This is a genomic window from Paenibacillus sp. S28 (genome assembly GCF_016624415.1).
GTDB lineage: Bacteria > Bacillota > Bacilli > Paenibacillales > Paenibacillaceae > Paenibacillus_AQ > Paenibacillus_AQ favisporus.
The window spans coordinates 459,990-475,095 of record NZ_JACVTM010000001.1 but is presented as its reverse complement, the minus strand read 5'-3'; the positions used below and the strand labels follow the sequence as shown (position 1 = coordinate 475,095).

The following is a 15,106-nucleotide window of genomic DNA, read 5'->3' as shown; positions in this document are numbered from 1 at the left end:
CACCTCTCCTCTTCCTCCGGCCTTTGCTGCATACACATCTATTTTGGTATACCCACCTCAAAAATGATCGCTTTCATCGGCACATCCCCGTCATTTCGCAGGCCGTGCCTCCACCAAGGCTTGTTCAGAACGATGTCCCCGGCTTCCACCCGGTACGTTCTTCCGTTCACCGTCATCAACCCGCTGCCTTCAAGCAGAATATACAGTTCTTCATCCTCACGGTGACCATGCAGGCCGATGGATGACCCCGGCGGGATGATTGTGTAATGCAGAAATTTCAGCGGCGTATCGAAATCGCCGCTCCCGAACAGCTTGCTGCCATGCACCAAGCCTTCCCCCCCATGGCTCACGGAGCCTGTAAGTTCGGCCCGAAGAAAATTGCGGATGACGGCCGGCCCATAACCCCAGCTGTCCGAAGGATCCACTGGGACGCCTGTCCGGAGAGACCGCCTCGTGTAATCCGCCAGAGCCTGATTTTTTAAATAATCCCTGGCATTCGTTTCACCCGGGCGGTGTTCCTCCAGTGACCGTAAAAACTCGGTGAACGGCCCCGGGGCGTCCACATCGCTAAAATCCTCAATCCGCCGGACGCCTTCCGCCGTCACGAGCTCGAGCACGCCGCCCACAAAGGTCAGGCTGCCCAGCGATCCCTCGATCCGCCAATCACCGGCCCATTGCGTTTCCCGCCCCAGGCTGGTCAAGGAACAGCGAAACGAGGCCTGGATTCCGGCCTGCAGGTCCATAACAATATGAAACACATGCCTGCGTGAAGCATACAACGTGCTCACTTCGCGGCCGGACAAATACCGCAGCAGGTCAAAATGGTGAATGATGACTTCTTCCAGCACCTCGTCCCGTTCCAGCGTTATTTTTTGGCGCTGCCTGAAAAAATCGCATTCCATAGACCGCAGCTCACCGATCGCCCTTTCGTCCAGAAGCTGCTTCAGCCTGCGAACCGCTGGAAACGTACGGTAGTTTTCCGCGATCATAAACGGAATTTGCTCCTGTTCAGCACGCTGCACCATCGCGGCGGCATCCTCATAATTGTCAGCGATCGGCTTTTCGCAAAATACCGGCAGTTTATGATCAAATGCCAGGTCGTTAATGAGCTTGTGAACCTCCCTTGGGGTAACGTTGATCAACAGATCTGGCTGTTCCCGCTCGATGGCTTCCCGTACATTTTCGTAAAAAGGGATTCCATCCGCCTCTACCGCCGTCCTTTTACCAGAGTCTGTATCTGCAACAGCGAGTTCTATATCCGTGTACTGGGACCGGAGCTTCCGGTACCAGCCGCCGCCAAAACCTCCCAAACCAACGAGAAGCGCTTTCATAAATAGGCCTCCTTTTAGTAAAAACATCTTTTCAGATATATCCCGCACCTTACGTAATTCCAGCCTCCATGCTACTCCTGATCCGCCCGTCTCTCCATGGCATAGATTCCTGGCGGTTGTGTTTTTTTATGCTTAGATAAAAAAACCATGATTCCGCCCGCCGTACTCTAAAGAGAATAGGATGGGAATCATGGTTTCATCGTCTGGCTTCATTCAACAAATTGTGGATGCTGCTCAGCCGGGACTAGCTGTTGGTTACTTTTGTATGTTGTTCAGCGCTTTTTTGCCCAGCCGCTCCTCCAGCTGCTGCTTATACAGGCTCTCAACGGTCACATGCTGGCCGTAATTGTCCCAGTATCCGTCGCTTCGCGGACGGGGATCATAGTCGCTCGGAACCAGACCGGGCACCTTCTCGCCGACATGGCCGATCGCATAGTTCTGCGCTGTCGGCGGCTGCTGGGAGGTGAGCTCTCCCTCTGTGTTCCAGCTCACATAATTGGCCCCGGCCCAGCCATGGCCGCTGCCGAGCCAGGCTCTGTCCCGGATGGAAATCGGAGCCTTGATATTGTCGAACAGTCCGCCTACGGACCAGCGGTGATGCGGTTCGCTGGTGTTATAATTTTTGACCGCCTCACCGTCCAGAAATACGTTTGGCCCCTGCACCCTGCTGTCAACGACAAATGCATGCCGCGCGGTCTCCGTGTAGATCCGCTGCACAAAATTCAGCTGGCCCATCTGATGGATCACGTACCGGCGGCCGCCGGTGATGATACTGACCATGTCGTACATCTTGCTGTCTTGAACGGTGATCCATTTGGAGTTACGGCTCATCTGAACGAGAGAGTACGACAGATGATACCCCGTCACTTCCCGGACCCAGCCGTTTTTAACACTGTTAAACACGACAAAGCGCTCGGCATGCTTCTCGTCCGCATAATACGGGTCGGTCGTATCGTTATCCATGACGGTATCGAGGACGCTCGGATCGAAGTCCGAATCCACCCGCATATTTTCGACGCCTACCTGCTGAATACGGGCCTCATCCGTGTATTTGTAGATTTCACCGCCGCCCCACTGGCGCTCGATCGCGCTTGCCAGCGGCGCATCGACCGTAATCGAATTGCCGTCGACGGCCGTGATAACCCGGTCAAAATCCAGGTTGAACGGAGACCACTGGGTTACCGTACCGCCCGGACGGTTGTAAATGTAATCCATGCCGATGGCATGAATCCAGTTTTTATCCCCGATCCGGCGGACGACGATTTGGTCGCCTACATGATAGGCACTGGCGTCTTTCACATGAAAGGTTCGCGCACCCGATGGCACGTACAAATCGGAGATCGTCTGCTTAGAGCCACTGTCCAAAGCAAGGCCGACATTCTCCCCGATTTCGATCAAATTGCGCGGATTGGCCCCGGTGCCGTATATAAGCGTTCCTTTTTCGTCTTGACCCATGCCCCGCAGCACGATCCCGCTGGCTTTGACAGTCAGTGTGCCACCGACGTCATATCTGCCTTTTTTCAGCAGGACCGTGCCACGGAACCCGTCCTTTCCGAGCGGAAGCCGGGCCACCTCATCGATCGCTGCCTGGATGCGTACGGTATCATCTCCGTCTCCCGGAGATACGGTGGCTTTTACAGGCACGTTCGGTATCTTTACACCGCCGCCCATATAGCCGACATTCGAGAAGTCGAGAATTTGGTTGCCGCGGTAATCGCCGACGTATACCATCTTCCCGTCTTTACCCAGGAAAGCGATTGGGCTCTGTCCCGCAGGAACGCTTTTGGGATCAAGCACGGTAAAATAATATGATTCGTACACGGGTTCCTTGCCGCTCTGTTCAATCGTCAATCGCAGCTGATAGGACCCTTGCTGGTCCGCCTTCCCCACAGGCGTCCATTCCACCGCTTCTCCTTTAGACAACGCTGTCTTTGGCAAGGCATCAACTGTCTTGTTGCCGTTATAAATCAATTCGCCTGTGACATTTCCGTTTACGGTAGGCGTCAGGGACACGGTCGGATAAACGTCCCGCGGTTCGATGACGGCCGGCTGTCCGATCTCCGTCTTCATCCGCGGATGCGTCAGTTTCGAGTTAACGACATAGGCTTCACCTTGAAAGGCTGCGGGATCATCAACGACTACCCATAGATCGCTTGTCTTCAAATCTTCCGTTGTATGTACGACCGCCTGCATCAGCGAAGCCCCGGCCTGGTTCGCCGTCACGGTTCCCGAAGGGGATACGGACACGTCCATGGTGGAAGATTTAAAGGTTTTCGCCACTTCGCTTAAATCCACGACGCTGCCGGATTTCAGTTCACCTTTCAAAAACAGCTCTGCTTCTTCTCCTTTGTTCAGCCGGATTTCGCTGTTGTTCGGGTATTCCTTTCCGGCCGCATCGGTAAAATAGATCCGCTGAAGGTCCGCCGGTGCAGGTGCCTCCGTACTGTTATACACGGACAGCTCGGACAGCTGCACGTTCAGGTCTTTGCTGAGATTCAGGCTCAGCTTCAAATACCGTGCGCTGACCGCCTCAAAGCTGGCGGTTTCCGATGCGCTTAAATCCTTGTTTTTGCTGAATACTTCATCCCAATTCGTCTGGTCGTTCGAATAGAGCAGCTGGTAATCCTTAAGATTGTCTGCCCGGTTCAGGTTGAACATCACCTTGTTGAAGGTTTCCTCCTTACCCAAGTCGATGGAAAGCCACACGTTCATATCATCCTTTCTGTCGGCGGCTGATGGCTGCCATACGGTTTCGCCTTTGCCGTCCACCGCGTTCGCTGCGCTGCCCGAGCTTGCTGTCGCCGTACTGCCAACCACCAAGTTCACGTCCCCGGCTGCGGCAGCGTCAACTGCCTGCTTCCCTCCGGCCATTGCCGCTTGGGAGCAGATCATCAATACGATCAGACTGGCGCTGACCTTTTTCCTCCAACCCATCAAATCATATCCCACCTTTCTTGTTTTGAAATCGCTTACATATTAACAAGGCTTTCCACTGTTTAACATGTCGTTTTTATCGATCAGTTTGTGTTTTCTTATTCCTTCCTCTAAACAGACAAAGACGGCGCCCGGCCAGCATGCGAACCATGCTTCCGGAACTGCCGTCTACTGATGACTTCATCCTAATTATCAAATCTCACCGCGGATGCGACAATCCACCCTTCTTACCGGGAAAATCGTCCAGCTTCGCTTACAGCTTAATCCCCATGTCAGCTATGCTTGGATACAACCTGCTCGTAAACGCTCTTCGGCCGAAGGCCGACCAGCTTCTCGACAGCCTCACCGTCGCGGAACACGATGACCGTCGGAACGGACATCACCTGATATTGGCTAGCGGTAGCAGGAGACTCATCGCAGTCCACCTTCAAAAAATGCACCTGATCCCCCATCTCTTCAGACAATTCATCCAGCATGGGGAGCAGCTTCTTGCAGGGAGGGCACCATACCGCTCCAAATTCCACCAATGTGGTTCCCTGGGCTCTTATTTGCGACGCAAACGTCGTATCGTCAACCGCTTGAATACTCATTTAACCTTCCTCCTGACCTGATAGTGATCGTTCGAGCAGGATGGAATCGATGCGCTCGGTCAAATTGGCCCGGATGCTGGTCAGCACCTGAATCTGTTTATCGATCTCCTGAAGCTTTTGCTGGTAGATCGGCAGCACGTCTTTACAAAAGGCTTCTTTATTCTGCAAGACACACTGCAATATTCCGGATATTTCGTCTGTAGACAATCCAAGGTTCAAATACAGCTGAATGGCCTGCACCTGCTCGACTGCAAACAGGGTATATTCCCTGTACCCGTTCTCCTTTCGCAGCGGCGTAAGCAGCCCCTTTTGTTCATAGTAACGAAGGGAGCGAATGCTAACACCGGTCCGCTCCGCCAATTCTCCAATGTTCAAGGCCTCATCTCCTCCTTCCTGCCCGGTAGGTCTTTATCGTAAACCCTGACACTAATGTGAGGGTCAAGAGGCAGGCCAATTAATTTTTTATAAAAAGCTTTCGTATGCGTTCGGAAAATTCCTGTAAATTAATGTTCAACGGATCGAGATGGTTATAAGCCGTCTTCACGGCTTCGATCAGCCATAAGGGAATCCTTTTGCCTTCCAGCAGCGGATACACGTTGTCATACGCCCATTCCAGATGCTCCCACCGCTTATCGTTTCCGCTCTGGACATATTCAGACACGTCAATGACTTTCCCGCGCCCGTCCTGAAGCAGCACATTTTTCAGATGAATGTCCCTTGGGTTAAGCCCTCTGCTCCTTACAAATGCACGGGCGGCATCCACGTCGTCGATGACCTGCCTTGGCACCGGAATTCCGTACAGGAGGCAATCATACAGAGTCATACCTTCTTCCCGGCTGATGACGACATAGCGTTCTCCGGATCCGTAAAACACAGGAAAAAACGGACTGCCTTCCAGCTGGCTGTAGACATGAATTTCCGCCTGCTTCTTTGGAAGCGCAGCTTCCGTGTACAGCTTATATGCATACGCTGGAAGCGGTTCGTATACAAACACAGCCGCGTCGGTTCCGATGCCGATACAGACTAAATCCTCCGATTCACCGGTTATCGCCACCGGCTCGTTGCTGCCTTGTTTCAGCACTTCCATTCGGGATAGAGCATGTTCGGCCTGCTTCCACTCGTTACTGTTGTTCATTGTTCGACCGCCCCCTGTTAGCTTAGGTTTTACTTATTCTACTGTATTTGAGCCGGGTAATCCAAGTGAATGGCAGCTCGTTGGTTACAGCCAGAATTTCGCTCCCTCTGTAATATAAAACCACCGCCCCTTTAGTAAATGAAGGATGCGGTGGTTCTGCATTCAATAGCTATGAAATGATGAATGATGATTGCAGGTTACGTATTATACCTTACTTTTTATCGAGTTTGACGTCGAACGAAGATCCGGCGTCTCCTGCGAAAACAACGGTTCCGTCCTTAGGCAGGACAACTTGGTTAGATCCGCTGACTTCACTCATATTTACGAGCGTGCCTTCGGCGTCATAAACGACGAATCCTCCTTCAACCGGAAGCTTCACTGTCATCGTTTTTCCGGCGGCTTGCTTCGGAACCGTGAACCATCTTGCATAACCATCGGCCTTGATGCTGACGGTCGATTGTTTGCCATGGTACAGCGGCTTCACCAGATCCTCGCTGACGAATACGCTGCCCGCGGCTTCCAGGTATTCGGCTCCGTCTTTTTTATAGAAGCTGTATTCCGACGTGTCCCGGCCGCCCATGCCCGGAACCTGAAGAACGCTGGCTGCCGTATTCGGTCCGGTAATTTTTTTGTCGTTCAAATACCCTTGGAAATCTTGGGCCCGCTTGATCTCCAGCGTAGGCTTCATCAAATACATGACCGACGTGTATTTTTCGTTCACCGGATAATAGGTTTTACCTTCACGCTGATCCCAAGCTTTGGCCGTGTCCTTTGAAAGCGGGTTGCTGTCCAGCTTTTGGGCCAGGTAATGGGACAACGCTATTTGCCCAAGCTCAGGAACGCTGCTGTATTCCTGTACCCATAGGTAAGTCAAGCCATTCTTTTCCTTCACAATGCTTACTTTCGCGGTACCCGCTTCGTTCACGAACGTTCCGTCCGAAGTGTACACATATTTCTCCGCAGGATACTCTGGCACATTCGGAACCGAGACGGACATCATTCCATCCTTCAGGTCAACCTTGACCAGTTGATTGGTCGAGCCGTAATATCCGGCATCCTTCTTCAGATCTTCCGGCATGCTGGCCGGAACCGGCTTCCCGAACGATTTGTCCGGCTTGATCTCTTTGATCTTCCCTTTTTCTTTCAGTGCTTCCAGCAGAATTTGTGTCGCCAGGAGCTGGTTCGTCGAGCTGCTTCCGCCCGATGATACGACAGCCGCAGCCATATTCTGCTCCGGAAGGGCGATCAGCGAAGCGTGGTACAGAATCGTGTCCCCGCCTTTGACGACCGCTTTGATGCCATAATCATTAAACGGATACAGCCTTACGCTGTCCCAGCCCAGGCCATAATCAATGGAATTGTCCGCATCTTTCGGCCACAATCCTTTTTTGTATTCAGGCTGACCCATAGCTTCCACCGACTTGGCTGACAGGATGCCCTGCTGTTGTCCGGTAAAGATTTGCGAGAACCGCGCCAAATCCTCCGCTGTGGAATAAATGCCTCCCGTGCCGATCACGTTCACCGTTTCGTTCGGCAGCTGCTGCTGAATGCCGGGATAATAGAGACCTGCCGTTTTGGAAGGATCCACCATATCCTGCGAAGTTTTGGTATTCTTCATGTCCAGCGGTCCGGTGAAATATTGATGAACGAAGGCGGTAAATTTCATCCCGCTTACGCGTTCCACCAAGATCTCCGCCAGCGTAAAGCCGTCGTTGCAATACACCGAGAAAGCGCCCGGATCGGCCTTCAAGCTTTGCTTGGACAGCTGCTCAAGCAGGGTGTCGTGCGCGTAAGGGTCCGAGTCTTCAAACAAAAACGCATTATTCAGGCTGGAACCTTGAATCCCGGAGGAATGGTTCAGCAGCATGCGCGGGGTAATTTGCTTGTAGCGCTCATCCTTCATTTTGAATTCCGGTATGTACTGTACAAGCGGGGTATCCAGGTTGATCTTCCCCTCGTCAACCAGTTTCATGACGGCGGCGGTCGTAAACATTTTACTCGTAGAGCCGATGCCGTACATCGTGCCGCTCGTTAACGGAACCTTGCCCCCTTGATCATTCGTTCCGGTTTGGCCGGAGACTTGAATCTTTCCTTGGTCGATGAGCGCGTACTGCACGCTGATCGTCCCGTACTGCTTCGTGAGCAGTTCCGCTTTCTCTGCGGCGATTTGTTCAAGCCCTTTGGCGGCCGGAACCGTCGCTTCCGTGCCGGACGCCATCGCTGCGGTTGGAACCAGCGGGGTCAAGGTCAGTGCGGCGGTCAGAAGCCATGCCATCCTTTTTTTCATGAATGAACCTCCTTTTGTTGGACTATTCGGTACTACGTTCATCACCCCGAATTTGGTTCACTTTTCCAACAAAAAGGGAACATCGTCTCATACTGCGGTTCGACATAGGACCATCTATCTAACTTGCGCTAACTCGAAAAGGCAGCCATCTTAGTGGATGGCTGCCTTAAACCGTACTTTTGCGATGATTGGTTCCTTTGACCTTCCAATCAATATACCCGAATCTCCAAGAGTTCGGCGGCAGGAGCCCCGTTCGTTTCTTCGATCACGAGGCGCAGCGCGTCGGTGGAAATGCGCTCATTCAAAGCGATCCGATTGCTTCTTCGCCGATTATCCTTAACACTGGCGATCGTGCCCCATTCCCCACCGATGCATGCCTCGATCCGGTATGACTTGACCAGTTCAGGGATGATTTCGAACGGTGTACGGTGATGATGCAGATTAATCAGGTCTTCGTTGACGTCGTCGTTCCATGTCAGCCGCACCTCCTGCAGCGTGATTTCACTCTCCCATGTCAACTGCAGCCATGCCTCGTCTTCCGGCCCAATCGGATCTGACGCCCACAGATTGGGTCCGCCGAATGGCCGCTTGTATCCGCCGACCGCCTTCGCCGGCGAATAGGCAGCGGTCGTACCCAGAACATTGAAGCAGAACGGCTGCCGAACCAGCGCCTTCATGCTCCAGGCCACGACGGGCTGATTCTCGTCATGGTCCTCCAAATCAGCTGAAGCGTTAGGCACCGCCCCCTTCTCAAATGCGAGGACGCCGGTAAGGGGTTCAGCCGCCCGGTACAGGCTGATGTCCTTATTCCCGCGGATGATGACAAAAGCATTCTGCGGCGTGTCCGGTGCCCAAGCCAGCGGAAGGGATATCCACTGCGCTTCGCCCTTGGAAACAGCTGCTTCGGCTTCAGCCACCTTTGTGCAGGGCACGTAATTTTCCGGACGGCCGGTGTCCCACAACTCCACGGCAAGCCGGGTATCCCCGCTCGCGTTCACGAGCAGCTCCAGCCCTTCAACTGCCGGCTCCACCGGAAACAAAATTGCGGCATCCCGCTCCAGCCGGTAGGCTGAGTGCGGTTTGGTGGCGCCGATGCTGCCGCGGACCGACGAGGCCGATACCTTTGCCTGGCGGGCGAGATCCTGGTCGTCTTCATGCCGCAAGCCGATGACGGCCGCGTCCTGGCGCAGCAGCGTCTGCTGCAGTTCGTGCAGATGCGAGCGGTAAATGGCCCGCGGCGGCACGCCCTTGGACGCACAAAGCGCAGCGGCTGTTCCGGCCGCTTCCCCCATCACCGCGCAGGTCGCCATGACGCGCGTTGTGCCAAAAGCCACGTGGGAAGCGCTGATGTTGCGGCCGGCGAACAAAAGGTTGGAGACGTTCGCCGAATACAGGCTGCGGTACGGAATATGGTAGATGCCGTCCGCGTGCATATGCTTGGATCCGCTGGCTTCGGCATACATCCCCTGCGGCGGGTGCAGATCGATGGACCAGCCGCCGAAGGCGATGCGGTCAGGGAACGGCTCCTGCCCTATGATGTCGTTTTGGTTCAGCACATAGTCGCCGACAAAGCGGCGATATTCCCTTTTTCCCGGAATGGAACCGACCCATTCCAGCGTCATGGTTTCGGCATCGAACCGCCCTGAATTTTTAATATAATCCCAGATCCCATAGATGACCGACCATAGTTCGTCCCGGATGACTTCATTATCATGGACCGTGTCCAGTTCGCCTCCCCACTCGATCCACCAGTAATGGCAGCCCGAGTCGCCGCTTCGGATGACCCGCTTGATCGGAATCGGCGTCTGCGTAATGTCCTTGGCGAAAGAAGGCGGTACGAACCGGACGGGATGACCCGCATCCTTCGTGTAAAACAACAGCGTACTGCCCAAGGTGATGCCGTCCGCCTCCTCCGGCGCCCACGCTTCCCCGTATTCACGGGAGGCTTCCCGGCCGATCCGGTAGCGGGCGCCCGCCATAAAGCCGACGAGACCGTCGCCGGTACAATCGAGAAAGACAGGGCTTTCCATGCGGATGCGCCGCTCGGAGCCCATCATCCAGCCAGTCACCGACCGGATCGTCCGGTTCTCCTCCGGCCCGTTCGCTTCGACTTCATGCACATCGGTATTCAGCAGCAGCGTAATGTTCGGCTCCGCCCGCACCGCTTCCAGGATCACCAAATCCCACAGGTACGGATTGCCTTCCGGATTACGGTACTGGTTCTCGACGAACAGTTCGCCCATGATGCCGGTCTCCCTAGCGTACCGGTTGATGCCGTGCGCGGTCGCCCCGCATACCCACACCCGCACCTCACTGCTTGAATTGCCGCCAAGTACCGGGCGGTTGTTCACAAGCACGACCTGGCTGCCGAGCCTTGCCGCCGCAATAGCGGCACATACGCCGGCCAGTCCGCCGCCAATGACGGTTACGTCGCTTCGCATCGTCGTGGTTTTCATCCTCTCACCCTTTCACCGCAGAGTTGGTCAAACCTTGAATAATGTAGCGCTGGCCGATCGCAAACACGACGATCATCGGGATAATGCCCGCAGACGCCGCGGCCATCATGCCGTTGTAGTCCACCGTATTTTCCAGGATAAAGTTCTGAAGTCCAAGCGGAATGGTGTACAGCCGCTCATCGATCAGGAAGACCAGCGCGTTCTCGTAATCGTTCCACTGCCAGGAAAAATCGATAATGGCCAAGGTGGCCAGCGCCGGTTTGGCGAGAGGCAGAATGAGCCGGAAGAAGATCCGGAAATGCCCTGCCCCGTCGATAAAAGCCGACTCGGATATCTCATGGGGAATGGACAGGAAGAACTGGCGCAGCATGAATACACCGAAAATCGTAAACAGGCCGGGCAGAATCAGGGCGAGATGCGTATTATAAATGCCGGCCCATTCAAACATGATGAACTTGGGCACGAACAGTACCTGCGGGGGAATCATCATCATGGATAAATATAGCATGAACAATGCGTTTCTTCCCTTGAATTCGATCCGGGCAAAACCGTATGCCGCAAACGCGGACAGGAACGTGGCGCCCGCCATGCCGATCAGGGCAATTTTTAGCGAATTCAGGTAGTAAGTACCGAAGCTTTTCGGTCCGGTCCACACCTTGAGGTGGTGTTCCCACGTCGGATGCGCGGGAATCCACTCGATCGGGTATTTGAATACATCGGTCGGTGTTTTCAAAGACGTGCTGATCATCCATAGAAAAGGCATAACCATCACGATGGCCAGCGCCAGCATGATCAGCGTCACCAGCAGCCTGCCCGGCGTGCCGGCCAGCAGTCGTTTTTGGAGTTCCATGATGCTTCAGGCCTCTCTTTCTCTTAGTAATGAACCCATCGTTTTTGGCCGATCCATTGGATCACCGTAATGATCAGGATGATGATGAACAGCGCCCACGATATCGTGGCGGCGTAGCCCATGTCGTAGTACCGGAAGGCGTTCTGGTAGACGTACAGGGACAAGATGGTCGTGCTGTTCCCAGGGCCGCCCTGCGTCGTGGCCTGAATGATGCCGAACGTCTTGATCGTCATGATCATTCCGGTCACCAGCAGCAGAAACGTGGTGGGGCTGACGAGCGGCCAGATGATTTTGCGGAGCAGCTGTCCCGCCCGGGCGCCGTCGATCTTCGCGGCTTCCAGCAGCTCCGGCGATACCTCCTGCAGCGCGGCTAAATAAATGATCATGTTATACCCCATCAGAAACCAGATCCAGATGATGTCGATCGCAAACATCGAAGAGGTTGTCGTCGACAGCCAGCCCGGCGGATGATCGATGCCTATGCCGCGGAGGAATCCGTTGATCGGCCCCTGTTTCGGCTGGAACAGCAGCATCCACACAAACGCGACGGCCACCCCGCTCGTAATGTACGGCATAAAGTACAGGGCGCGCAGAAGCTTTTTCAAGTAAATCCGCTGGTTCAGGATGACCGCGACGACAAAGCCGAGCGCGATGGACACCGGCACCGCCACGAGGAACAGCACGGTGTTTTTCAAGGACAGGTAAAACAGCTTGTCGTGCAGCATCCGGGTTACATTATCAAGACCGACGAACCCGACCTTGGGATTCATGAATTTGTAATCCGTGAAGACCAAACCCAGAGAGTATGCGGCCGGTATGAGAAAGAACAGGAGCACGCCGATCATGCTGGGCCCGATGAAGACGTAACCCAGCCTGCGCTGCCTTCTCATCCAATGGTTGTTCATGCGTTTCGCCTACTTTCATATTTTTGATGTCCTCAGTCTAGCAAGCCGGGACGTTTCGCAGAAGGAACAAAACCATCGTCTTCATATCACAAAATGATGCAAAAAAAGCGCTTCGAGGACGACTCGCTGCGCTTGTTCATCAAATCGTTCTATCTATAATCGGGCAATCGGATCAATAAAGGGGGCAAGAAGTTATCCAGAATGCGGCAAGGGACAGCCAATAGACTTGGCCATCCCTTGTGTTCAGATGAGCGCACCACTCTCGTGGCGATAGGTCACTGCTGCGGATTGGATTTTAAATATTCGTCATGGCGTTTCACCATAGCCGCCACCGTCGCGTCCAGGTCCTGGGACCCCAGGAAGTACTTCTCGTATTCCTGCGAGCGCAGATCCATAACCTCCTGCGGGACGGTACGGACGAAGGTCGGCGTCTTATTGTCAAACATGACGTACATCAAGGATTCCTGATCGTAGGTGTCTCCCTTGTCTCCCAGCATGCTCTTCAGCGCCGTATCCTGATCCGCATCCTTGGATGCAGGCAGACGCCCGCCGGCTGCCATCGGTGCCATGCCGCCGTCCGCGTACCATTTCAGGAACTCCCACGCTTCCTTCTGATACTTGGACTTGGCGTTGATCGATATATAATCGCCTATACCGCCGCGCGTGACATAGTTGGCCGCATCTTCCTCCAGCCGCGGTACCGGGGCGAACGCAATTTTGAAATCGCGCGGATAATCGGTAAAGTTGTTGGAGCTGCGGAGCAGCCAGGCCCCGATGTTCAGCATCGGCACTTCACCGCTGAGGAACATTTGCTCGACCGGCATTTTGGACGTCAGCTGCTCGCCGAGCGGAGGCGTCGTCTTGTCATCCTTCATCATGCCGTACAAGCTTTCCAGCCATTTGCGCACAAGCGGATGATCCAAGTTGGAGCTGCCGTCCGCCTTGGTATAGCCTTCTTTGGCAAGCACGGAGTCGATCGGGTCGACAAACGGCTCGGTATTCTGGATAAAACCGTATCCTTCGCCCTTCTTCAGCTTCTTGGCGTATTCCCTCATCTCGTCCCAGGTCCAGTCCTTTGGAACCGGGAGGTTGGCTGCATCCAGCGCATCCTTGTTCAGCGCGACGAAAAAGGAGCTTTTTGTCGTCGGTACACCATAATATTTGCCATCGATCTTCCAGCCGGCCGCTTCGGGCCCCATTTTCTCATCGATATTATAGTCCGTGAAGGCGCTCAGGTCAGCCGCAGCCCCAGAAGCAACCCGTTTTGACGCCTGGGAAGCGGAATAGTTGACGAAAAGATCGACATCCTGTCCGGTCATAATCGCTGTATCGAGCTTCAAGTTGCCTTCATCGTCATTGACAAAGCGCACATACTCCACTTGAATGTCCGGGTGATCCTTGTTCCAGGCATCTACCACCTCCTGCGGCCCGGCCTCCGGCGGAACCCCGCCCCACATTTTCAGTTTGACGGCACCGCCTGAAGCGGACGAAGCGGCTTTTGCACTGCCTGCCGCCCCCCCGGCATCCCCCTTACTTCCGCCGCCGGAGCAGCCCGATACCACGCCCGCGATCAGCGCCAGCGATACGAATCCCGCAAGCCAACCTTTTTTTCTCAATTGAAGCCCCCCGTATCAAAATGAATTGTTTGTTGCAGCTCAAGGATAGCAAAGCGGCGGGCCCCGCCGTAAGTAACAGAATCATGATTCCCATGGAACAGAAATACGCAGTTCGGTGGCTCGTGACAGATAATGAATATGCATTTTGTTCTATTGCTTCATCCGGTACTGGCTCGGGGTCATCCCCGTCATCCGTTTAAAAATTTTAATAAAATAGTTGTCGTTCATAAAACCAACGTTCTGGCAGATCCGATTGACCGGAAGGTCCGTCGTCGTCAAGTATTCGATGGCCTTCTCGACCCTCGTCCGGTGCAGATAGTGGATCAAGGTCTCCCCGGTTTTCTTTTTAAACAAGGCGCTGACGTAGTTTTCCCCCATCATGACATAACGGGCGAGCGATTTGAGCGTAATGTCCTGATCGTAGTTTTGTTCGATATACTCCATAATTTTGTTCACTTCCGGGTGCGTAATCTTCTCCCGGGCCGCCGGCTGCCGAACCGGTCGTTCGACTTGCGGCTGCCGGACAGACAGCTCCCTGCTCACTTTGGACAGCGTCTCCCGAAGATCCTTCACGCTCATGGACAGCTTCAAAATATAGTTGGAGGCTCCGTATTCCATCGCTCGGCGCATGGATTCAAAGTCCCCGATGCAGGTCAGCATGACGAACTTGGACCCGATGCCGGCTTTCCGTGTTTCCTGCAGAAGTTCAAGGCCGTCCATTTGCGGCATGACGATGTCGCACAGCACCAGATCCGGCGGGTCGTTCTTGATCATCGGCAGCGCTTCCAAACCATTGCTCGCCTCGCCTGCAAGCGTAAAGCCCATCTCCTCCCACCGGATGATCTCCTTGACCGACTCCCTAACAAAGGTTTCGTCTTCAACCAGCAGCACTTTCCACATCCGCGTTTCACTCCTTAACAGCTAGATAGAAGGAACCAAAGAAAGTCACAGATCAGACTTAGAACAGTTGCACATCCCAAGAAATCAGCGGATCATCATTTT

At 54.2% G+C, this 15,106-nt stretch carries 11 protein-coding genes; all 11 read right to left on the bottom strand.

All coding sequences use genetic code 11. From position 1 onward, the window contains the following. Window positions 1-38: 38 nt before the first annotated feature. Window positions 39-1,331: a cupin domain-containing protein gene (locus tag IAE55_RS02055; RefSeq protein WP_200630790.1), complete on the bottom strand. Its 1,293-nt coding sequence runs from the start codon at window positions 1,329-1,331 to the stop codon at window positions 39-41. Between the two features lie 255 nt (window positions 1,332-1,586). Next, the gene (locus IAE55_RS02050; protein ID WP_200630789.1) at window positions 1,587-4,265 is read right to left on the bottom strand and encodes a discoidin domain-containing protein; all 2,679 of its coding nucleotides are present in this window, start codon (window positions 4,263-4,265) and stop codon (window positions 1,587-1,589) included. A 272-nt stretch (window positions 4,266-4,537) separates the two neighbouring features. After that, window positions 4,538-4,855: a thioredoxin gene (gene trxA / locus IAE55_RS02045; protein WP_105443161.1), complete on the bottom strand. Its 318-nt coding sequence runs from the start codon at window positions 4,853-4,855 to the stop codon at window positions 4,538-4,540. Continuing rightward, a complete protein-coding gene (locus IAE55_RS02040) occupies window positions 4,856-5,230 on the bottom strand; it encodes a MerR family transcriptional regulator (RefSeq protein WP_145157220.1) in 375 nt (124 codons plus the stop codon). Window positions 5,231-5,309: 79 nt separating this feature from the next. Beyond that, window positions 5,310-5,990, bottom strand: a complete 681-nt coding sequence (locus IAE55_RS02035; RefSeq protein WP_200630788.1) for a serine/threonine protein kinase — start codon at window positions 5,988-5,990, stop codon at window positions 5,310-5,312. Between the two features lie 211 nt (window positions 5,991-6,201). Next, window positions 6,202-8,277 carry a serine hydrolase domain-containing protein gene (locus tag IAE55_RS02030; RefSeq protein ID WP_145157218.1) on the bottom strand — a complete coding sequence of 692 codons (2,076 nt, stop codon included), beginning with the start codon at window positions 8,275-8,277 and terminating at the stop codon, window positions 6,202-6,204. Window positions 8,278-8,486: 209 nt separating this feature from the next. Beyond that, window positions 8,487-10,733: an FAD-dependent oxidoreductase gene (locus IAE55_RS02025; protein ID WP_200630787.1), complete on the bottom strand. Its 2,247-nt coding sequence runs from the start codon at window positions 10,731-10,733 to the stop codon at window positions 8,487-8,489. Between the two features lie 4 nt (window positions 10,734-10,737). Then, window positions 10,738-11,583 carry a carbohydrate ABC transporter permease gene (locus IAE55_RS02020; RefSeq protein ID WP_200630786.1) on the bottom strand — a complete coding sequence of 282 codons (846 nt, stop codon included), beginning with the start codon at window positions 11,581-11,583 and terminating at the stop codon, window positions 10,738-10,740. 23 nt (window positions 11,584-11,606) lie between these two features. Further along, a complete protein-coding gene (locus IAE55_RS02015) occupies window positions 11,607-12,488 on the bottom strand; it encodes a carbohydrate ABC transporter permease (RefSeq protein ID WP_145946094.1) in 882 nt (293 codons plus the stop codon). A 275-nt stretch (window positions 12,489-12,763) separates the two neighbouring features. Beyond that, on the bottom strand, window positions 12,764-14,104 hold the full coding sequence (locus IAE55_RS02010) for an extracellular solute-binding protein (RefSeq protein WP_200630785.1): 1,341 nt from the start codon (window positions 14,102-14,104) through the stop codon (window positions 12,764-12,766). 150 nt (window positions 14,105-14,254) lie between these two features. After that, the gene (locus IAE55_RS02005; RefSeq protein WP_105443167.1) at window positions 14,255-15,004 is read right to left on the bottom strand and encodes a response regulator; all 750 of its coding nucleotides are present in this window, start codon (window positions 15,002-15,004) and stop codon (window positions 14,255-14,257) included. Window positions 15,005-15,106: the final 102 nt, after the last annotated feature.

Bases quoted from the DNA above. Each gene is read 5' to 3' on its own strand.
- IAE55_RS02055 (WP_200630790.1), bottom strand. From the start codon at position 1,331: ATGAAAGCGCTTCTCGTTGGTTTGGGAGGTTTTGGCGGCGGCTGGTAC.
- IAE55_RS02050 (WP_200630789.1), bottom strand. From the start codon at position 4,265: ATGGGTTGGAGGAAAAAGGTCAGCGCCAGTCTGATCGTATTGATGATC.
- trxA (WP_105443161.1), bottom strand. From the start codon at position 4,855: ATGAGTATTCAAGCGGTTGACGATACGACGTTTGCGTCGCAAATAAGA.
- IAE55_RS02035 (WP_200630788.1), bottom strand. From the start codon at position 5,990: ATGAACAACAGTAACGAGTGGAAGCAGGCCGAACATGCTCTATCCCGA.
- IAE55_RS02030 (WP_145157218.1), bottom strand. From the start codon at position 8,277: ATGAAAAAAAGGATGGCATGGCTTCTGACCGCCGCACTGACCTTGACC.
- IAE55_RS02025 (WP_200630787.1), bottom strand. From the start codon at position 10,733: ATGAAAACCACGACGATGCGAAGCGACGTAACCGTCATTGGCGGCGGA.
- IAE55_RS02020 (WP_200630786.1), bottom strand. From the start codon at position 11,583: ATGGAACTCCAAAAACGACTGCTGGCCGGCACGCCGGGCAGGCTGCTG.
- IAE55_RS02015 (WP_145946094.1), bottom strand. From the start codon at position 12,488: ATGAACAACCATTGGATGAGAAGGCAGCGCAGGCTGGGTTACGTCTTC.
- IAE55_RS02005 (WP_105443167.1), bottom strand. From the start codon at position 15,004: ATGTGGAAAGTGCTGCTGGTTGAAGACGAAACCTTTGTTAGGGAGTCG.